The organism is Mucilaginibacter sp. P25, assembly GCF_050859465.1.
Taxonomy (GTDB): Bacteria; Bacteroidota; Bacteroidia; order Sphingobacteriales; family Sphingobacteriaceae; genus Mucilaginibacter; species Mucilaginibacter gossypii.
The window spans coordinates 4,626,208-4,646,803 of sequence record NZ_CP193937.1 but is presented as its reverse complement, the minus strand read 5'-3'; the positions used below and the strand labels follow the sequence as shown (position 1 = coordinate 4,646,803).

Sequence of the window (20,596 nt, the reverse complement as noted above, 5' to 3'; positions counted from 1 at the left end):
TAATCCAGACTTACGAAGTTTCTAAAAACTTCGTAAGTCTTACCTGCTGCCAATTTATGCAAGAGAAGATTAATCCTACAAAAATATCGGCCTGTCCAATTTCATGGCAATCCGGTACGCTGCATTCATCAAACCCACATGGCTATATGCCTGGGGGAAATTACCCCACTGGCTTCCGTCGCGCTCGTCGACATCCTCGCTAAAGAGCAACAGGTGATTGGAGTATTGCAGCAGGTTGCCAAACTCGCGCTGGGCATCATCCAAACGGCCAACAGCAGCCAGCGCTTCTACATACCAAAATGCACAGATCAGGAAAGTAGTTTTAGGCTTACCAAAATCGTCGGTATATAAATACCTGTAAAATAATCCATTAGGAGTCTTTAGCTCTTTTTCTAATGCAACTAAATGATCCTTCGCTTTCTGCGAATTTGGGTCAAGATAGTTCATCATAATCAATTGCAAAGTGCTGGCGTCAAGGTTACTGCTCCCGGCCGAGTTGGTGTAAACCTTGCGCGCAGGATCATAGCAGCTCTCGATATGCGCGGCTGCACGTTCTTTAAGAGAAATGGCCTTATCTATCAATTCCTGGTTTTGGATGGTACGCGCCATTTTTTCGGCAGCAGATGCACCTGCCCATTGAAACAGGTTACTGTAACAATGGATGTTGGCCATATTCCTGAACTCCCAGATCCCTGCATCTTTTTCGTCGATAGTATGTTCTATTTTGCTTAACAAAAACTCCACCCAGTGTACGGAGTCTTTTCGTTCCGAAAAAACAAAGCGGTGATCGGTGTATAATGGGAGCAGGGAGATCAATACCTGGCCGTAGATGTCATTCTGAATGTGCTCAGATGCCTGGTTACCAATGCGTACCGGCTGGTTGCCCATATAGCCTGCTAAATCAGTTAAAATATGCTCTACAAGGTCTTTTTTACCGGTAATGCCATAAAGCGGCTGATAACGTTCCATTTCCGAAAAGGTGATATCAGTAACATAGCCAAAATACTTCTCCATCTCCTCAAAATGGCCAATGTGGTTTAGCGCGGTTATTACGTAATAAGTATCGCGCAGCCAGCAATAACGATAATCCCAGTTACGGCCGCTTCCCGGCGATTCGGGCAGGCTTGTGGTGCTTGCGGCGATAATGGCACCGGTATCCTCATACTGGTGTATTTTAAGGGCCAAAGCAGAGCGGATTACAAAGGGCTGAAAATAAGTAGCAATTGACGAGTGTTTGATCCATGTACGCCAGTATTGCACGGTTTCGGCCAAAAACCGATCAGCTGTGCTGACGAGCGGCGCTTCAAGCGGTTCGCCGTAGGTCATGGCCAGGTACTTGGCTTCATTGAGTACAAAAGCCTGTCCATCAAAAACATAACTTATGGGGATATTGGTGGTAAGGCGGATGTTTTCTTCGCCGCCCAGATATTGGATATGATTGCTACCACGGTTTACACTCAACTTAACAGCACCATATACAGATACTGGGGCGCACTTTACAATGATGCGCGGTGAGCCCTCAATAACCTCAATTTTCCTGATCAGCATTAATGGTTTATAATAACGCTGATGCTGGTAAAACCTTGGTGCAAAATCGGTTATGCGATATTTACCGCCGCTTGCAGGGCATATTTCAGTAATTAAAATATTGGTATTTTCCAGGTAATGTTGATTGGTAGTGTATTCCCCTTCCGGACGGATCGAGAATTCGCCGCCCTTATCTTTATCAAGCAGGCCGCCAAAAATAAAGGTACTGTCGAACCGGGGCCAGCACAGCCAGTCGACATTGGTGTTTTTATTAATATGGGCTAAAAAGGCGCAATTGCCAATTATACCGGTATCATAGGTGTGTTTACTCATAGATAGCTGTTATTAATTTCAAACTTCAACAACACAGCCTTTGTAATGTTGGCGTAAATAATGCGATTATTTAAAGTTTGTTTGCATTTGTTTATGAATGTATAGTAACTTAGTCGTATTAAATTACCATCAAAAATCTATCATCATGAGTTTAAGACTGGGCGATAAAGCGCCAAACTTCAAAGCAAAAACATCAGAAGGCGAAATTGACTTTTACGAATATTTAGGGGATAGCTGGGGCGTGCTATTCTCGCACCCTGGCGATTATACACCTGTATGTACCACTGAACTTGGCAAAACTGCCGCGTTAAAAGATGAGTTCACTAAACGCAATGTTAAAGTATTGGCGCTTAGTGTTGACTCGGTTGAATCGCACCACGGCTGGATCCAGGACATTAACGAAACACAGGGTGTTGAAGTTAACTTTCCGATCATTGCCGATGAAGACCGCAAAATTTCTGAAGCTTATGACATGATCCACCCCAATGCCTCAGTAAATGCCACAGTGCGTTCATTGTTTATTATTGGCCCTGATAAAACTGTTAAGCTTATTATCACTTACCCCGCATCAACCGGCCGTAATTTCCAGGAAATTTTAAGGGTTATTGACTCATTGCAGTTAACCGCCAATTATAGTGTGGCAACGCCTGCCGACTGGAAAGAAGGGGAGGACGTGGTGGTAGTGCCGGCAATTAAAACTGAAGATATCTCTGCCAAATTTCCAAAGGGTTTTACCCTGGTTAAGCCCTATTTGCGCCTGACACCACAACCAAATAAATAATTTTATTTGGTTTATTTAATAATTTTATATATTTGAGGGAAGCAGGGTATCTATTCCTTCTGAACCAATAAGCCTATTTGTTTTCAGTTTGGTTTTAGTTGATCTTAACACGAATTTTTTATTACGATTATTATAATTATGAAAACTGGAAAAGTAAAATGGTTTAACACACAAAAAGGCTACGGCTTTATTATTACCGAAGAAGGTAAGGATCTTTTTGTACACTTTAAAGACGTGCAAGGCGGTGTAAATGCAATTAAGGATAATGACAGCGTCACGTACGATGTGGAAGAAGGAAGAAAAGGATTACAGGCAGTAAACGTTAAAAAAGCATAAAATATATAAAATTATTGAGCAAAACTTACTTACAAAACCTCTGTTATGACAGGGGTTTTTTTGTGCCGATTTTTTTGTTTTTATCTTCATAAATCACCTACATTAGCCAACCAATTTTTACACGCTATGACCGATGTTACCAACGCCAAAGCCACAAGGAACGCTGTTTTCTTAGTACTTGTTGCTTCCCTGGGCTATTTTGTTGATATATATGATCTTTTGGTTTTTTCTATAGTACGCATCCCCAGCCTTAAAGATATCGGCTTAAATGCACAGGAAATAACTGATAAAGGTCAGTTCATTATTAGCATCCAGATGTTTGGGCTGTTGCTTGGCGGTATCATATGGGGCATTGTCGGTGATAAAATGGGCCGTATTAAGGTGCTTTTTGGTTCGATATTACTTTACTCGATAGCCAATTTTGCCAATGGCCTTGTTCATGATGTAAATACTTATGCCATAGTAAGGTTTATCGCAGGTTTGGGGCTTGCAGGAGAACTTGGTGCCGGTATTACCCTGGTTAGCGAAACATTAAGCAAGGAAAACCGGGGTTACGGAACTATGATGGTAGCTGTTATTGGCTTGTTTGGCGCTACCGCTGCTTATGCCGTAGCTAAATTTGGCTGGCGTAATGCTTACTTTGTAGGCGGCGGCTTAGGGATTTTATTATTGCTTCTTCGTGTTGGTACTTTTGAATCGGGCATGTTTAAGAATGTTGAGAACAGCGATGTATCCAAAGGCAACATGCTCATGTTGTTTACCAACTGGGAACGTTTAAAAAAATACCTGTTTTGCATCCTGATAGGCGCGCCGCTCTGGTACGTAGTGGGTGTATTGATCAGTTTTTCGGATAAGTTTGGTGCTGCTTTAGGGGCTAAAACCCTGATCAAACCGGGCGACGGCATTTTTTACAGCTACATTGGCATCGCCATTGGTGATATTGTGGCCGGCTTATTGGCTCAGGTTACCAAATCGCGCAAACTAACGATGGCTGTATTTCTGGTTATATCATTAATTAGTGTACACTTTTATTTAAGCAGCTACGACATTACTCCAGAAAAATTTGCTGTATTAAGCTTTTTTATGGGTTGTACAGTAGGTTATTGGGCAACGTTTGTTACCATTGCGTCCGAGCAATTCGGCACCAACATCCGTTCAACAGTTACCACTACTGTACCCAACTTTGTGCGCGGCTCACTGATCCCGATAACTATAGCATTTAATGCTTTCAATGCAAAGTATGGGTATATCAAATCGGGATATATCATGATGGGGATACTTACTGCTGTAGCCCTGTTATCCTTAAGCCAGTTAAAGGAAACCTTCGGCAAGGATTTGAATTACGTAGAGATAAGCTAAAATCGGCCAGGTGTTCAATTTTTAAAAAACGGGTGTTCAAAAATGTTCCGTTTAGCCTGAAGCTAAAAACACAAGTATTGACTATCAGTTATTTATGTTTTCAGCAGTAAAATAATGAACATATAAACTGTTGATTATAAGTTGTTTACTTTTTACCGGGCGTTTACACCTAAAAAAGTTGAACACTTTCCATTATTGGCTGTAAATTCGGGTAGCTATGAGTGCCCGCATTGAAAAAAGGCGTTCCGCTGCAATTCCCAAAATTCATTACTTTTACAGCCTATGATCAGCAAAGAACAAATAGCCGAAGATTATAAACAAATACAGGATGAAATCTGCACCGCACTTGAGCAATTAGATGGCGCCGCAAAATTTGAGGAGGAGATTTGGGAGCGCGAAGGCGGGGGCGGGGGCCGTACCCGGGTTATCCAGAACGGCAACATCCTTGAAAAGGGCGGGGTTAACTTTTCGGCGGTTCACGGTCATTTGCCCGATACCATGAAACGGGCCCTGCAGGTTGAGCAGGATGATTTTTTTGCTACCGGTGTATCAATCGTGATCCACCCCAATCACCCGCTGGTACCTATTATCCACATGAATATCCGGTACTTTGAAATGCCATCAACCATGGGCGACAGCCAGAAACCGGTTCGCTGGTTTGGCGGAGGTATTGATTTAACCCCTCACTACGTCATCGAAGATGATGCCCGTTTTTTCCATGGCGGACTAAAAGCTGCGTGTGATCAATATTATGCCGATTTTTATCCCCGTTTTAAAAAATGGGCTGATGATTACTTTTTCATCAAACACCGTAATGAAACCCGTGGAATAGGCGGCATATTTTACGACAGGCTTACCGCTAATGATGAGTTAAGTTGGGAAGATATCTTTGAGTTTTCAAAATCTGTTGGCCGCTCTTTTGCACCCTTATATACTGAGTTGGTTAACCGAAATCGCGATAAATCATTTACCGAAGCGCAACAGCTTTTCCAATACCAGCGCCGCAGCCGTTATGCAGAATTTAACCTGGTTTATGATGCCGGCACCAAATTCGGGCTGGAAACCAATGGCCGGATTGAATCAATATTAATGAGCCTGCCGCCTACGGCCAAATGGGTTTATGACTATCATCCGGTAACTGGCAGCGAAGAGGAAAAAACACTATCTTTATTAAAAAAAGGCATTAACTGGGTATAGGCTTTTAGCTAATAACATCACCAATGAAAAGATCTATTGTGCCGGTAATCGGTATTTTACTGTTATGTGCTTTCCGTTTTGATGACAGTCCACTGAGAGGTGTATGGGAGTATCGCGGCGGTATAATTAACGGCAAACTTGATGCAGCCCCAACAGCTTATAAACTACAACGGGATTACGACAACGAGCATTACAAAGCGAGGGTTATAGAAGAAGGGGAGAACACCCAGGTATATGAAAAAGGCGATTACCAGTTAAAAGCTGACACCTGCTTTGAAACCCAAACCTATTGTATGCAGGAGTCAAAACTGCTTAATAAAACCATAAAATACAACTACATAATCAGTAACGATACACTTAAACTGCTTTCGGTTTTACCTAATGGCAACAAGGTTGAAGATTACTGGGTAAAGGTAAAATAAACCTGTATTAAAGTAACAAAATTGTTAACCCGGGGCAATATGTTCCCCCGGTTTATTGTTACTAAGTTGGCGCAATCCCAAGTATTTTTTTAACTTCGCAGGTCGTTGAAAAATCAATTTTAACACGCAATTATAAGAGAAGGTTCTACAAATAATTAAAAATGGCTGAAGGAACAGAAAACGATAATTCACACGCAGAAGACAGGATAATTTCGATAAATATTGATGAGGAAATGCGATCGGCGTACATTGATTATTCAATGTCGGTGATTGTTTCCAGGGCGCTGCCCGATGTCCGCGATGGACTGAAACCGGTACACAGGCGCGTACTTTACGGTATGCTTGACCTGGGTTTAACCAATAACAAACCCTATAAAAAGTCTGCCCGTATTGTGGGTGAGGTGATGGGTAAGTATCACCCGCACGGTGATAAATCGGTGTACGACACTATGGTACGTATGGCTCAGGAGTGGAGCTTACGCTACTTACTGGTTGAAGGCCAGGGTAACTACGGTTCGGTTGACGGTGACGAACCTGCGGCAATGCGTTATACAGAAGCACGCTTACAAAAGCTTGCGGAAGAGATGCTTGCTGATATCAACAAAGACACCATTGATTTCCAATTAAACTTTGACGACTCGCTACAGGAACCAACCGTACTGCCATCCAAATTTCCCAATCTGCTGGTTAACGGCGCTTCGGGTATTGCCGTAGGTATGGCTACCAATATGGCGCCGCACAACCTATCGGAAGTTATCGATGCAACTATGGCTTTAATTGATAACCGCCAGATCGAGGTTGCCGAGTTAATGAAATATGTAAAAGGCCCAGATTTCCCTACAGGCGGTATTATTTACGGGTACGACGGCCCTCGCGAAGCGCTTGAAACAGGCCGCGGCAGGGTTGTGATCCGCGCACGTGCGGAGATTGAAACCTATAATGGCGAACGTGAACGCATCATTGTTAGCGAAATACCTTACCAGGTAAATAAAGCTTTGATGATTGAGCGTACTGCCGAACTGGTTAACGAAAAGAAACTGGAAGGTATTTCGGCTATTCGTGACGAATCTAGCCGTGAAGGGATCCGCATCGTTTATGAGATCAAACGTGACGCCAATGCAGCTATTGTATTAAACAACCTGTTTAAATATACGGCCCTCCAAACATCGTTTAGTGTAAACAACATCGCGCTGGTTAATGGCCGGCCAATGCTGCTTAACCTAAAAGACCTGATCCATCACTTTGTTGAGCACCGTCATGAGGTTGTGGTACGCCGCACCAAATTTGAGCTTAATGAGGCTGAAAAACGCGCGCACATCCTTGAAGGCTTATTGATCGCTTTAGATCACCTTGATGAAGTTATCCGTCTGATCCGCGCTTCACAAACTCCTGATGAAGCAAGGGAAGGCTTGATGAGCAGCTTTGGTTTAACTGATATCCAGGCACGTGCTATCCTTGACATGACCTTAAGGAGGTTAACAGGACTTGAGCGTGACAAGATCAAAGATGAATATGCTGCTTTAATGAAACTCATTGAACACTTAAAAAACATCCTGAGCGACGAAGGTTTAAGGATGCAGATCATTAAGGATGAGTTATTGGAAGTTAAGGAAAAATATGGCGATGAGCGCCGTACCGAGATGGTTCATTCATCTGCAGAAATGCAAACTGAAGACTTTATCGAAGATGAGGATGTAGTAATAACCATCTCGCGCGAAGGCTATATCAAACGCACCCCGCTGACTGAATACCGCAGGCAAAGCAGGGGAGGTAAAGGCGCTATTGGCAGCAACAGCCGTGATGAGGATTTCATTGAGCACCTGCTTATTGCCTCAAACCACAACTATATGCTCTTCTTTACCGAATCGGGACAATGTTTCTGGCTCCGGGTGTTTGAAATACCGGAAGGCACACGTACCTCAAAAGGCCGCGCTATCCAGAATATTATCAATATTCCGAAAGAAGAGAATATCAAGGCCTACATTAAACTGATTTCGCTTAAAGATCAGAACTACCTTGAAAATAACTTCATCATTATGTGTACCAAGAAGGGTACCATCAAGAAAACCTCACTCGAGGCTTATTCACGTCCACGTTCAAACGGTATCAATGCCATCAACATTAACGAAGGCGATTCATTACTTGAGGCAAGTTTAACAAGTGGCAGCAGCGAAATTGTGATGGCACTTAAATCTGGCCGTGCTATCCGTTTCAACGAGTCGACAGTAAGGCCTATGGGACGTACAGCTACCGGTGTTCGTGGTATTACGCTTGATGACGAGAACGATGAGGTAGTTGGCATGATTGCAATTGATGACTCGGAAACAACAGTATTGGTGGTATCAGAAAAGGGATACGGTAAACGTACCGACATTGAAGACTATCGTGTTACAAACCGTGGTGGTAAAGGTGTAAAAACATTAAATATTACTGAAAAAACCGGAAACCTTGTTGCCATAAAAGGTGTTACAGATAAGGAAGACCTGATGATCATTAACAAGTCAGGTATTATTATCCGCATAGCTGTAAGCGAATTAAGAGTGATGGGCCGCGCCACACAGGGAGTAAGGCTGATAACGCTTAAAAACAATGATGAGATAGCTTCAGTAGCCAAAATTGAGCATGATGAGGACGAGGAAGTAAAAGAAGGTGATGAAAATGCAGAAGGCTCTGATACCACAGCCGAAAATACAGGCGACGGTGATACAGCTGAAAATGGTGCAGAACCATCGACTGACGATAAAACAGAATAATAAATATGCACTACCGCAAGATCATTTTATCGGTTTTAATTACAAGCTTTACTACAACTTTTGCCTTCGCACAAAAAGAGGCTCTGAAAGTTGTAGTAAATAACCTGGCTTTTTATAAACAGAAAAACGACCTGAAATATTTGGCCGCGGCCAAAAAATCTGCAGATAGTTTGATCATTACCAAGTCGGACACGGCTGATATTGAAAAAAACCTTTATCGGGCTATTGTAAATTCAAGCATCCTGTATATCGATTCGTTAAACAAACTCGGGATGCCCGCAGATATGCTTGACAAAACAACCAAACTGGTTGATCGGCTATCGGGTATGAACAAAATTTTCAAATACCAGTCAGAACTTGATTATACCAGGCGCTGCCTGGCAAACGTTTATATCCGGAAGGGGTTTGATGCGGTAAATAATTCAGATTTCACCAATGCTAAAACTTCGTTTGAAAACGCGAAAAAGTATGCGCCGGCGATGAATCAGATCAATACCTATATCGCTTTCGCAAACAATAAAGCCGGTAATTTGCAGGATGCCGCTGTGTATTATAGCAATATGCTAAGGGTTGACAGTGCACGTACTGAATATATTGAAACAGCATCAAATATCTATAAATCATTGGGGGATACGGCCAAGGCCTTACAGATTCTTCAAAAAGGGAGGAAAATCTTACCTAATGACAGATTTTTATTACTTGATGAAGCCAATATCTATAACAACAAAAAAAATTACAAAGCCTTAGAGCCCCTAATTGGCCCTCTGCTTGATATTAATGCAAATAACGCCGATATTGCATTTGTTGCTGCTAATTGCTACGATCATTTAGATAAATTTGATCAGGCAGAATCTCTTTACTTACACGCCATTGAACTAAGCGGAACATATTTTGATCCGGTATTTAACTTGGGGTTATTATATTTAAAGCAAAGCACAACTTCGAAAGGGGAGAGGAGCATCCAGGACCTGGGGCGGGCTATTCAATGGCTTGAAAAGGCCAATGAAATATCACCGAATAATGTAAACAGCCTGCAGGCTTTGCAGTTGGCATACGCAAAAACCAATAACCAGGATCAGTTAGACAAAATAAACAATAAACTAAAACAGTTAACCAATCAATAATAATCATGAAAATCAAACTTTTGATGGCGGGCCTGTTAGGCTTGGTTTCAGCAACAGCTTTTGCACAAAAAGGCGAGTTAAATACCGCAAAAGAAGAATATGAAAAATATTCGGGCTTAAGGGGCCAGCCGGCAATGGCAGCAATGGCAGGCAAAAGCCTCACTACCGCAAAAGAATCAATTGACAAAGCTTCAGCCAATGAAAAAACCGCTACTTTGCCGCTTACTTACGCTGTAAAAGGTTCAATTTATTCAGCGTTAGCTGTTCAGGATACTGTACCTGCTACTTCATTACCATTGTTTACCACAGCCGAGGAAGCCTTGAAAAAAGCTAAAGAAGCTGACACCAAAGGCGAAAATAAAAAAATGATTGATGAGGCATACTTAAACCTGGCTCAATATCAATTGACTAAAGGTGTAAAAGAATATTCGTCAGGTAAATATGACCTTGCTTACAAATCATTTGATTTTTACCGTACCGTATTGCCTGAAGATACCAATGCCATTTATTACACCGGTCTTGCAGCTGCAAACGGAAAAAATTATCCGGCGGCGATTTCAAACTACAGTAAACTGGTAACTACAAAATATTCAAAAAATGCCGGGGTTTACCTTGATCTTTCTTCATTATATCTCGCCAGCAAAGATACTGCAGGAGCTCTCAAAGCAGTATCTGAGGGTGTAACTAAATATCCTACAAACAGCGACCTGCGTAAACGCGAAATCGAAATTAGCCTGCAAACAGGAAAAGAAAAAGAAGTTACAGATAAGATCCAGGCAGCTTTAGCCAATGATCCTAAAAACAAAACTTTGTATTACTATGCAGGGTTAACTTATTCACAAACAGCCGATAATTACGCAAAAGAAGCGGGTGCAACTAAAGATGCTGCTGCAAAAGCGAAACTGCAAGCCTCAAAAGCAGAGGCTTATGTTAAAGCTGGCGAAATGTATAAGAAAGCTTTAGAAATTGATCCTAATTATTTTGAAGCTAATTTAAACTACGGCTATGTAATACTTAACCCAGCCATTGACGCTTATAATGCTGCTAATAAATTGCCTGCTAACAAACAAAAAGAATACGATGCTGCTATTGCCAAAGCTAAAGCTCAGTTTGAACAAGCGAAACCATATTTGGTAAAAGCTGTTGAACTTCAGCCAAAATCGATTGACGCATTACAAAATTTAAGAACCTATTATTTAGGTGTTAAAGATGATGCGAATGCCTCAAAATTAAAAGCCCAGATTGATGCTTTACCAGCCAATCAATAATTAGATAAAACAATATAAAAAGGAAGGGTCTTGAAAAAGACCTTTCCTTTTTATATTGTTATTTAACATAATGTTAATTATGGGAATTATTTATAGAGCGATTTTTAAGATCTGGAGTACCCAAACTTATGCCGAATTGCACGGATGCACAACTGATATTTACAGCCATTCACATGAATGTAAACTAAATGAAAAGTAGTTTACAATTTGAGAGTCAATAAGCCGCTGCAAGCTGCTATTGGGTGCGGAATAAATATATTTGACATAGCAAAAATGCTGTATTAGCCGGCTCGGAATTATTCATTTTTTTGATCGAACTCAATTGAAAATTAAAGCTATTTAACACAATAGACTTTTTCGGTTAAATAATGTGAGTCATATGGCGAAGCATTGCACGACCTCCAAAAATAAATTTTACTCTTTATATGATAACAGATCAGAACTTGATGGTTAGCGTTTGCTGTACAACTTATAATCATAAAGATTTTATTAGTCAGGCTATCGAAAGTTTCCTGATGCAGGAAACTAATTTTAGGTACGAGATTGTTGTTGGCGATGATTATTCAACCGACGGCACAACTGAAATATTGAGATCATACAAAGAAAAATACCCGGATAAAATCAAGATAATTTACCCGGAAAAAAACCGCGGTGCTCATTTAAATACAATTAATACCATCAAAGCATGTGAAGGAAAATATATTGCTCTTTGTGACGGAGATGACTTTTGGACAAGTCCACAAAAGTTGCAAAAGCAAGTCAATTTCCTGGAAAATAACCCGGAATATATTATTTGCTGCCACTACACAAGGGTAATTGATATCAACAATAATACCCTGAATATCGAGCCAAATCCTGTGCCGCTTGAGTATACTTATCAAGATTTATTAGTTGGCAGGCAGGTAGAAACTAAAACAGCAACTGTTGTTTATCATAACATTCCTGAAGTACATGAATTATTTCAGGAGCCATGGTATACGAGTTGCTATGCAGCCGATAAATTCTTTAAAATCTTCGCCACATTCAACACCGGGCGCAAAGTATATGTAATGCCTGAGGTTATGAGCTGCTATCGCAATCATGTTGGCGGCATTTGGAGCATGATAAGGAATGATGCCCGGATGGAAATGGTTATCAGTGATTTTAATCTCATCATCAGGCGTTTTCGCTATCGCGGAATGCAAAAGAAAATGCTGCTGATGTTGTATCTTAAAAGATATATACTATTTGAATTAGGCCGGTTTCGGTTACGTAAGGCTTTTGATACTGTAAAATACCTGCTTTAAACTTTATTCCAGTTTTTCCTTCCTGCTGTATTGTGATCAACCTGTACCCAACCGAGGTACGTGGATAAGTATTTTCATTTTTTTGAGGCATAAACTGCTTCGTATTATTGACTAACAAGCACCCCATGCCCTACCCTCGGGCATATAATCAATAATTAGATACGTAATTAAAACCACTTATGAGCTATCGAAGTTTCACCATACGTAATAGAAAAGATTGGGACGAGATATATAAACCGGTCATATGCGCACGAGGGATTTCATACCTGGTATTATCACTCTTTAAATAACGAAGGCGAGCCGCTTTTATTTGTTTATGAAGAAGATGCAGTTTTTATAGCATTACCTGTGATCAAGAGGAAAATTGAAGGTTCCGAATACTTCGATATGACTTGTGTGTATGGTTATTCAGGGCCTCTATCCAACATCTCCCTTGAAAACTTGCCAACCGCAATAACTACAAAATTTAAGGTTGCATTTACAGGTTTTATGAAAGAAGAATTGGCCATTTGTATCTTTTCAAGATTACATCCGTTCCTCAATCAGCACCATTTGTTGGAGAATATTGGAGGTATTAAAGATAACGGCACAACGCTGTACGTTGATCTTTCAATGTCTGAAGAAGAACAACGGAATGGCTATGACAAAAGACTTGGTCGGCAGATAAGAAGCCTGCGAAAAATGGGCTTTGTTATTAAAGAGGCAGATACAATTCAGGAAATTGAACATTTTGCGGAAATGTATTATAAAAATATGGATAGGCTCCATGCCTCATCTAATTATTATTTTGATGTTCAGCATTTCATCAACCTTCTTAATGAAGAGTACATGAAAAACAAACTTATTTTAATATACAATGGGCCTAACCTTATGTGCGGAGCGCTCATTTTATTGTCTGATAACATTGTTCGGAATCATCTTTCGGCCACGTCGCCAGATTATCTGAGTATCTCTCCGAGTAAATTATTAACAGATGAAATAAGCATGATTGGAAGAAGATTAGGAAAAAGATCTTTCACCTTGGGGGCGGCGTAGGTGGAAAGGAAGACTCACTTTTTAATTTCAAAAAGCTTTTCTCCAACTTACAGGTAAAAGATCGGATCTGGTGCTATATCAATGATGAGCCTGCATATAACGAGCTTGTTTTAAAATCGGGCGTGGATCCCAATCCTGAAATTAAATTCTTTCCATTATATCGTCATCCTAACAGAAAAGCACAGTCAACTACCTCTGAACCAGAAACCACCACAATTGAAAACCTTAATTAATTACAGAAATGAAAAATAAGTTTAACTATTCCGATGCTGACCTTGCCGTATTCGACCGGGTAATGGATGAATATGGATGGATTATATATGAAAATGCTCTGGACAATGAATTCATTGACGAAATAACAGATTCATTGATACCTGCATACGATATCAGGCGTAAAATTCAAATTGCAAATGGCATAGGCGATAACATGAATGGAACGTTACACCACCTTGTTGAACGGGAAAGATTTTCACTAAAGTTTCTTGAACGAAAATATTGTGCAGATCAGATAATGCATTTCTTAAAAGGAAATTACATTATAAATTCGCTGGGCGCGGTCATCAATTTAAAAGATGAAAAACCATATGTTCAAAACATCCATCGGGATATAAGAAGTTTTACCGGCGATTTTAAAGTAATGATTCAAATGATGATAATATTAGATGATTTTACTCTTGAAAACGGATCAACTTATTTTCTGTCAGGCTCGCATAAAAGCGATGAAAAACCGGAAAGTGATTTCTTTTACAAAAATGCAGATCGTGCCAATACAAAAAGAGGCAGCATTATCTTGTTTGACTCCAATTTGTGGCATGCGGCTGGTAAAAATTATACTGATGCAACAAGGCGGACATTAACCATGGCTTTTACTAAGCCCTTTTTTAAACAACAGCTTGATTATCCAAGATTTTTGGGATATGAATTTGGCGAAGGATTAAGTGATGACCTTAGGCAAGTTTTGGGTTATAAATCCCGGGTGCCGGAAAACTTAAACGAATATTATCAGCCTGTTGAAAAAAGAATGTACCAGCCCGGTCAGGGCTAAATTCAAAATTTGGCATCTATTGTCAATGCTATTTAATCTTTGATTTTAAAATCTGCCTTAAACTAACAACAAGGCTACACTTGTGTTATTAAAACAAAAATTTAAATCATGGATCTTAAACTTAATGATAAAACAGCTCTTGTAACCGGATCAACAGCCGGAATTGGCTATGCTATTGCAAAATCATTAGCCAACGAGGGCGCCACGGTATATGTAAATGGCCGAAACCAAACCAAGGTTGACGAAGTTGTAAAAAAGCTGATTACCGAAACCGGTAACCATAAAATTAAAGGCATTGCTGCTGATTTTTCAAATATTGCGCAAGTTGGAGCGCTAACAGCGCAACTGCCGGAAGTTGATATTTTGGTAAACAACGTAGGCATTTTTGAACCTAAACCATTTACCGAAATTACTGATGCCGACTGGCTGAAGTTTTTTGAGGTCAATGTACTAAGCGGGGTAAGGTTGTCAAGAGCCTATTTTGATAAAATGATCAGTAAAAATTGGGGCCGTATTATATTTATCTCCAGTGAATCTGCATATCAGATCCCCGAAGAAATGATCCATTATGGTACAACCAAAACTGCTCAAATTGCAGTTGCACGTGGTTTGGCTGAACTTACTAAAAGCACAGGTGTCACTGTAAATACTGTTTTGCCCGGGCCAACTTTATCTGAAGGTGTGGGCGATTTTATTGAGGCTTTGGCGAAAGATCAGGGTTTGAGTAATACTGAGGTAGAAAAAGATTTTTTTACTAATGTGCGTGGCACTTCATTAATAAAACGCTTTATTACTACAGAGGAAATTGCAAACATGGTTACCTATATTGCCAGTCCGCTATCGGCAGCAACTAATGGCGCAACTTTACGCGCTGATGGCGGGGTTATAAAAACAGCATTCTAAAACTTAAGGGAAAACGCATAAAAAATCCCGGCCAGGTATTACGCCTGACCGGGATTTTTTATGCGTTTTAAATTTCTAATGTTTTGTAGTGTCTTTTTTGCTCGTGTCGGTCTTAGCTGTGTCAGTAGCCGCCGGTGCAGGTGCACTTTGACTTGTTGAATCCATTTTTGTACTGTCAGAGCCATCGCCTGCTTTTTTCCGAGCTACAGCTGGTTGCAATAGCGCCGATCATTGCCGCGACAAGTGCAAAACTTAAAAATTGCTTTTTCATAGTTATTTGCTTTTGATTAAATGATCAATTTATGATGAACCATACTATTAACGAAGCTTTAACCGTATTGTTTACCGGTAATTCTGGATTTTATTATCTTTTTATTTTTAAACATACGCCTGTTTGATTCACATTTGCCACTTATTGTTTAATTTTTTCTGATCTTTAAGCGCTATGGTGGTATCCGAAGGATTATTAAAGTGGGTAATGCGCTTCTACCCTCCTCTCCTTTTCCAGCGTATCTGGGTAGTTAAATTCAGCAAAGGCTATCGCGGTGTAAAGGTAAAAGTCAGGAAGAGTTTTCTTAATAAAAACTACAATAACTCAATTTTTGGCGGCACGCTTTTCTCGGCCGCAGATCCCTTTTACCCTATCCTGTTTTATCAAATATTTAGCCATAAAGGTTATAAACTTACTGTTTGGTCGAAATCGGCAACGGTAAAATACGCAAGGCCGGCAGCAACAAATTTATTTTTTGATATCGAGCTATCAGACAGTGATATAGCCGAAGCAGAGCATGTTTTAAATACAGCTGGGAAATTTATTCGCTCGTTCCCTATTGACATTTACAATAAAGATGGCGAAATATGCGTATCCCTCATGATTGAGGTATATGTTCGAAACTTAAACTTTACTGATACTACAATATAACTTATACTGATGACTGTAATTATGAATGACGAAGCGTTTGAAAAAAAGGCTTCAAAATCTCAACCGATAAAAACCTACTTAACGTTGATGTTATTTATGATTATCTGAATAATGAATCGTACTGGGCAAAAGGCATCCCGCGTCAAAAATTAGCCAGGGCAATTGAAAACTCCATGTGTTTTGGTATCTATCTCAAGAATGAGCAGGTGGGTTTTGCGCGCGTTGTTTCTGATAATGCTACGTTTGCCTATATCTGCGACGTATTTATTTTACCCGGCTACCGAGGCATAGGCCTTTCCAAATGGCTGGTACAAACCATTGTCAAGCATCCCGACCTGAAAGGCTTAAGAAGGTGGTCTTTAGCTACAAAGGACGCACACAACTTATACAGCCAGTTTGGCTTTTCACCCATCTCACGCCCTGAAACTTGGATGGAAATTTTTACACCATATATTAAGCCCCAATAATAATCGAAAGGCTATGAACAAAACAAACGTTAAGAAGCTGATTTTTGAAGGTGAAGGCGTTACTGTCGATTTTAAAAAAACGATAACCAGTTGCGAAAAAATAGCCCGGACAATGGTATCATTCGCTAACAACAAAGGTGGTAAATTACTTATTGGGGTTACTGATGACGGCACAATAAAAGGTGTAAAATCAGACGATGAGGAAAGGTACATGATAACAAAGGCAGCTCATTTTTTTCGAGGCCGGCGCTTGAACCTGTTTTTGAAGAGGTATATTTTGATGATAAACTGGTACTCGTTGTAGAGATAACCTCAAGCGAGCTAAAGCCTCATTATGCTCTCGCCGAGGATGGTAAATGGTGGGCTTACGTACGCGTTAAAGATAAAAGCGTATTAGCCAGTAAAATTGTGCTGGAAGTTTTAAAACGTTCGTCAAATGATCAGGGTGTTTTAATTGAGTATTCTGAAAACGAAAGTACCTTGCTTGGCCATTTGGAAAAAGCTGGCCGCATTACCATAAAAGAATGCAGTGAACTGCTTAAAGTTGGGCGCCGGCGTGCTCAGAATGTACTTGTTGACCTGATATTATCAGGCCTGATCAAAATCAACACAACCGAAAAGGAAGAATATTATACAGCCTGCTGACTTTTGTGTGTACCCGAATGGTTACTTTTACGCTCCTGTTGTCTGAGTAATTATGAGAGCCGTTTACCAAAAATACAAACCTTATTATCTTGAAAGCCTTAAGTTGGCTATCCCGGTAATTATATCAAACGTAGGGCATACGCTCGTTCAAATGTCTGATACCATCATTGTGGGGCATTTTGCGGGCACTGTTTCTTTGGCCGCGGTATCAACCGTAAACAGTCTGTTCATGGTTCCGCTGGTGATTGGTATGGGGATATCTTATGGTTTAACGCCACTTATCGCCCAAAATAATGGCCGAAAAAATCATAAAGAATGCGGTCTGTTATTATCCAATAGTTTATTCCTGAATATGCTGAGCGGAATTATCCTGTTTTGCGGAATTTACTTTGGCACCATGTTACTTATCGGCCATCTTGACCAGTCGCCAGCGGTTGTAAAAGAGGCTAAGCCATATTTATTTTTGCTTAGCTTGTCCCTAATACCCCTGCTTATTTTTAATACGTTTAAGCAATTTGCAGAAGGGTTGGGTTTCACCAAGCAAGCTATGATGATATCTATATGGGGTAACCTTATTAATATTTTGTTCGGGATAATTTTTGTTAAGGGCCTGTTTGGCATCCAACCAATGGGTATCAGAAGTGTTGGCTACAGTACACTGATTGATCGTTGCTTAATGGCAACTGTTATGGGTATCTATGTTTTCCGTTCAAAAAATTTTAAAACTTATTTAACAGATTTTGCCATTAAGAATATCGATAGGCTTCGAGGTATCCAGATCATGAAAATCGGTGCGCCTGTGGCAATGCAGTACACATTTGAGATCAGCGCCTTTGGCGGCGCTGCATTATTGGTTGGCACCATCGGCGTAGTTGCGCAGGCTGCACACCAGGTTACTATAACTATGGCATCCATGACTTATATGATGGCAAGCGGCATTGGTGCGGCTGCAGCAATTAAATCGGGTAACTATTTTGGTGTAAGCGATCATCGTAATTTAAGGCTTGCGGCTATATCCAATTATCACATTGTATTGCTTTTCATGACGTTTACAGCGGTAGTATTTGCTTTAGGCAGGCATCTTTTACCATGGATTATTACTTCGGATAAAGAAGTAATAACTATTGCATCACAGTTACTTATAATTGCAGCATTTTTCCAGCTGTTTGATGGCGCACAGGTTGTTGGGCTTGGTGTACTAAGGGGCATGGGCGATGTAAATATCCCAACCGTTATTACTTTTCTGGCGTACTGGATAATTGGTTTGCCTGTTGGTTACCTGCTTGGTATTAAATTAAACCTTGGGGTTTATGGGGTTTGGTATGGCCTTGTGCTGGGCCTCGGGACTGCCTCGGTACTTTTATTTGCACGGTTTAACCTGCTTAGCAAAAGCCGTAAGCAAAAGCCGGTAATACCAGTAATAGCAAAGGATTAAAAATAGAGGTCGATAGCCGCCTTGAACGTATTACAGTGCGCTTCTACAATATCTTTAATTTGTGGTGAATACCCTCCTCCCATACTTACCTGCACCGGGACATTGTGTTTGATGCATTGTTCAAAAACAAACTGATCGCGGGCTTTACATGCGTCTTTACTTAATGCAAGCTTACCCAGCTTATCAGTAGCCAAAATATCAACACCGGAAAGGTAAAAGATAAAATCGGGCTTATGTTGCTCAACCAATCGCGGCAGCGTTGTTTTAAGTATGTCGAGAAACTCGCCATCACTTACGCCGTCTTGTAAAGGGATATCCAGATCAGAGTACTCCTTTCTGTATGGGAAATTGTTAGCCCCATGCATTGAGAAAGTGAATACCCTGAACTCATTTTTAAAGATCTCAGCTGTGCCGTTGCCTTGATGCACATCTAAATCAATTATTAAAATAGATGTAGCTAATTTATTGTCCAATAAATAATTAGCTGCAATAGCTTGGTCATTTAACAAGCAGAAACCTTCGCCCCAGTTACTGCCTGCATGATGTGTACCGCCTGCAACATTGAACGCGACACCATCGTCAAAAGCGTACCGGCAGCCATCAATTGTGCCTTTTGCTATCCTGATCTCCCGTTCAACCAATTGCGCCGATAAAGGAAAACCCGTGCGGCGTTGTTCCTTCGGTGAAAGCGTGAGGTCTCGAAGCTGGTGCCAGTAATTTTCATCATGGGTACGGGTAATGATATTTTCTTCCAGCAGCCCCGGCGAAAACAGATTATTCCTGCCTATCACGCCTTCATATAATAACTGGCCCGGGATCAGTTCATACTTCAGCATAGGAAAGCGATGCCCTTCGGGCAGCGGATGGGCATATATCGGATCGTAAGCTATTTTGAGCATACCTTCTATCCTATCAACTCTCCAACATGTTTTTGAATATTGTCGCAAATGCTATCCAACGGTAAATCATTAGCATCCCGACCAAAAGGATCCTCAATTTCTTCAGCTAATAACTCAATACTCGCAAAAACAAAAAGTACAAAGCAGATTATCGGAATAATAAAATATTTGAGATCAAAGGCCCAGGTAAACGGCAGGGTCATGATATACGTAAAAATAAATTTCTTGATAAAAACATTATACGAAAACGGAATAGGCGTTTTCTTAATTCGTTCACATGCACCGCAAATATCTGTAAAAGAAGTAATTTCAGCTGTTATGCTAAACAACTGCTCCGGGTTGATAGCGCCTTCTTTATTTAACCTGTAAATGTTTTTAATCATTTCAGAAGCTACCTGGTTGGGTACATGTTTTTGTGCATCGACACTGATGAACGACTGCTCCTCCGGAATATATTCATCTCGCAAATGATCTCTCAGGGCCCTTGCATAACGGGGAATAGCGTAATTGAAAAAGCCAGTTCATCTTCACCAATAAGGTGTTTTAATTTAATAGCGAGATTGCGGCTATTGTTAACCAGGCTTCCCCAGATCTTACGCCCTTCCCACCAGCGGTCATAAGCAGAGTTGATACGAAATGCCAGTAATAAGGAGAATACAAAACCTATTGTTTGATGAATAAAAATTACCTTCTTAAGTATGCTTGTATCGGGTAGCTGCCAGAAATCAATCAGGAAATAAGTAACAACACCTGCATATGCACCTACGGCAAGCATAAGTGGAAATAACTCGCGCAGCGTTTCGGCCTTGTTTATTTTAAAAATGAATGAAAACCACTCTTTGGGATTGTAATAAACCAT

At 40.5% G+C, this 20,596-nt stretch carries 21 protein-coding genes; 17 read left to right on the top strand and 4 right to left on the bottom strand.

All coding sequences use genetic code 11. The features are described from left to right. Positions 1 to 75: 75 nt before the first annotated feature. Complete coding sequence (locus ACRQ5D_RS23455; RefSeq protein ID WP_091164610.1) at positions 76 to 1,860, bottom strand: glycoside hydrolase family 15 protein; 1,785 nt, start codon at positions 1,858 to 1,860, stop codon at positions 76 to 78. Between the two features lie 145 nt (positions 1,861 to 2,005). Here ACRQ5D_RS23455 and ACRQ5D_RS23450 point away from each other — a divergent pair, with 145 nt between their 5' ends. The 17 genes from ACRQ5D_RS23450 (at position 2,006) to ACRQ5D_RS23370 (ending at position 18,838) form a co-directional block, all read left to right on the top strand. Then, positions 2,006 to 2,641: a peroxiredoxin gene (locus ACRQ5D_RS23450; protein ID WP_091164988.1), complete on the top strand. Its 636-nt coding sequence runs from the start codon at positions 2,006 to 2,008 to the stop codon at positions 2,639 to 2,641. A 138-nt stretch (positions 2,642 to 2,779) separates the two neighbouring features. Continuing rightward, on the top strand, positions 2,780 to 2,977 hold the full coding sequence (locus ACRQ5D_RS23445; RefSeq protein WP_090525558.1) for a cold-shock protein: 198 nt from the start codon (positions 2,780 to 2,782) through the stop codon (positions 2,975 to 2,977). 126 nt (positions 2,978 to 3,103) lie between these two features. Further along, on the top strand, positions 3,104 to 4,336 hold the full coding sequence (locus ACRQ5D_RS23440; RefSeq protein ID WP_091164614.1) for an MFS transporter: 1,233 nt from the start codon (positions 3,104 to 3,106) through the stop codon (positions 4,334 to 4,336). 282 nt (positions 4,337 to 4,618) lie between these two features. Next, on the top strand, positions 4,619 to 5,533 hold the full coding sequence (hemF, locus tag ACRQ5D_RS23435; RefSeq protein WP_091164615.1) for an oxygen-dependent coproporphyrinogen oxidase: 915 nt from the start codon (positions 4,619 to 4,621) through the stop codon (positions 5,531 to 5,533). A gap of 23 nt (positions 5,534 to 5,556) precedes the next feature. Beyond that, the gene (locus tag ACRQ5D_RS23430) at positions 5,557 to 5,955 is read left to right on the top strand and encodes a hypothetical protein (RefSeq protein ID WP_091164618.1); all 399 of its coding nucleotides are present in this window, start codon (positions 5,557 to 5,559) and stop codon (positions 5,953 to 5,955) included. Positions 5,956 to 6,116: 161 nt separating this feature from the next. After that, the gene (gene gyrA, locus ACRQ5D_RS23425; protein WP_091164620.1) at positions 6,117 to 8,708 is read left to right on the top strand and encodes a DNA gyrase subunit A; all 2,592 of its coding nucleotides are present in this window, start codon (positions 6,117 to 6,119) and stop codon (positions 8,706 to 8,708) included. A 5-nt stretch (positions 8,709 to 8,713) separates the two neighbouring features. Further along, the gene (locus tag ACRQ5D_RS23420) at positions 8,714 to 9,832 is read left to right on the top strand and encodes a tetratricopeptide repeat protein (RefSeq protein ID WP_091164626.1); all 1,119 of its coding nucleotides are present in this window, start codon (positions 8,714 to 8,716) and stop codon (positions 9,830 to 9,832) included. A 5-nt stretch (positions 9,833 to 9,837) separates the two neighbouring features. Beyond that, complete coding sequence (locus ACRQ5D_RS23415) at positions 9,838 to 11,100, top strand: tetratricopeptide repeat protein (RefSeq protein WP_091164631.1); 1,263 nt, start codon at positions 9,838 to 9,840, stop codon at positions 11,098 to 11,100. Positions 11,101 to 11,525: 425 nt separating this feature from the next. After that, a complete protein-coding gene (locus tag ACRQ5D_RS23410; protein WP_091164634.1) occupies positions 11,526 to 12,386 on the top strand; it encodes a glycosyltransferase family 2 protein in 861 nt (286 codons plus the stop codon). A 348-nt stretch (positions 12,387 to 12,734) separates the two neighbouring features. After that, entirely contained in the window at positions 12,735 to 13,421 is a 687-nt protein-coding gene (locus ACRQ5D_RS23405; protein ID WP_432326784.1) for a hypothetical protein, read from the top strand. A 295-nt stretch (positions 13,422 to 13,716) separates the two neighbouring features. After that, complete coding sequence (locus ACRQ5D_RS23400) at positions 13,717 to 14,466, top strand: phytanoyl-CoA dioxygenase family protein (protein WP_243770767.1); 750 nt, start codon at positions 13,717 to 13,719, stop codon at positions 14,464 to 14,466. A gap of 108 nt (positions 14,467 to 14,574) precedes the next feature. Beyond that, positions 14,575 to 15,369, top strand: coding sequence for an SDR family NAD(P)-dependent oxidoreductase (locus ACRQ5D_RS23395; protein ID WP_091164639.1), 795 nt, complete (start codon positions 14,575 to 14,577; stop codon positions 15,367 to 15,369). A gap of 445 nt (positions 15,370 to 15,814) precedes the next feature. Continuing rightward, a complete protein-coding gene (locus ACRQ5D_RS23390) occupies positions 15,815 to 16,291 on the top strand; it encodes a DUF4442 domain-containing protein (protein WP_091164644.1) in 477 nt (158 codons plus the stop codon). 56 nt (positions 16,292 to 16,347) lie between these two features. After that, a complete protein-coding gene (locus ACRQ5D_RS23385) occupies positions 16,348 to 16,758 on the top strand; it encodes a GNAT family N-acetyltransferase (RefSeq protein WP_431200851.1) in 411 nt (136 codons plus the stop codon). Between the two features lie 13 nt (positions 16,759 to 16,771). Beyond that, the gene (locus ACRQ5D_RS23380; protein ID WP_431200564.1) at positions 16,772 to 17,062 is read left to right on the top strand and encodes an AlbA family DNA-binding domain-containing protein; all 291 of its coding nucleotides are present in this window, start codon (positions 16,772 to 16,774) and stop codon (positions 17,060 to 17,062) included. Between the two features lie 104 nt (positions 17,063 to 17,166). After that, on the top strand, positions 17,167 to 17,403 hold the full coding sequence (locus tag ACRQ5D_RS23375; protein WP_431200563.1) for a hypothetical protein: 237 nt from the start codon (positions 17,167 to 17,169) through the stop codon (positions 17,401 to 17,403). 52 nt (positions 17,404 to 17,455) lie between these two features. After that, the gene (locus ACRQ5D_RS23370; protein WP_091164653.1) at positions 17,456 to 18,838 is read left to right on the top strand and encodes an MATE family efflux transporter; all 1,383 of its coding nucleotides are present in this window, start codon (positions 17,456 to 17,458) and stop codon (positions 18,836 to 18,838) included. Here the strand turns inward: ACRQ5D_RS23370 and ACRQ5D_RS23365 are convergent. The 3 genes from ACRQ5D_RS23365 to ACRQ5D_RS23355 are packed head-to-tail and all read right to left on the bottom strand — an operon-like array spanning position 18,835 to position 20,596. Further along, positions 18,835 to 19,737, bottom strand: a complete 903-nt coding sequence (locus ACRQ5D_RS23365; RefSeq protein WP_091164656.1) for a histone deacetylase family protein — start codon at positions 19,735 to 19,737, stop codon at positions 18,835 to 18,837. The two genes, ACRQ5D_RS23370 and ACRQ5D_RS23365, sit on opposite strands and share 4 nt — an antisense overlap. Before the next feature lie 5 nt (positions 19,738 to 19,742). Further along, a complete protein-coding gene (locus ACRQ5D_RS23360; RefSeq protein WP_432326780.1) occupies positions 19,743 to 20,204 on the bottom strand; it encodes a bestrophin family ion channel in 462 nt (153 codons plus the stop codon). A gap of 8 nt (positions 20,205 to 20,212) precedes the next feature. After that, on the bottom strand, positions 20,213 to 20,596 hold the full coding sequence (locus ACRQ5D_RS23355; protein WP_432326778.1) for a bestrophin family ion channel: 384 nt from the start codon (positions 20,594 to 20,596) through the stop codon (positions 20,213 to 20,215).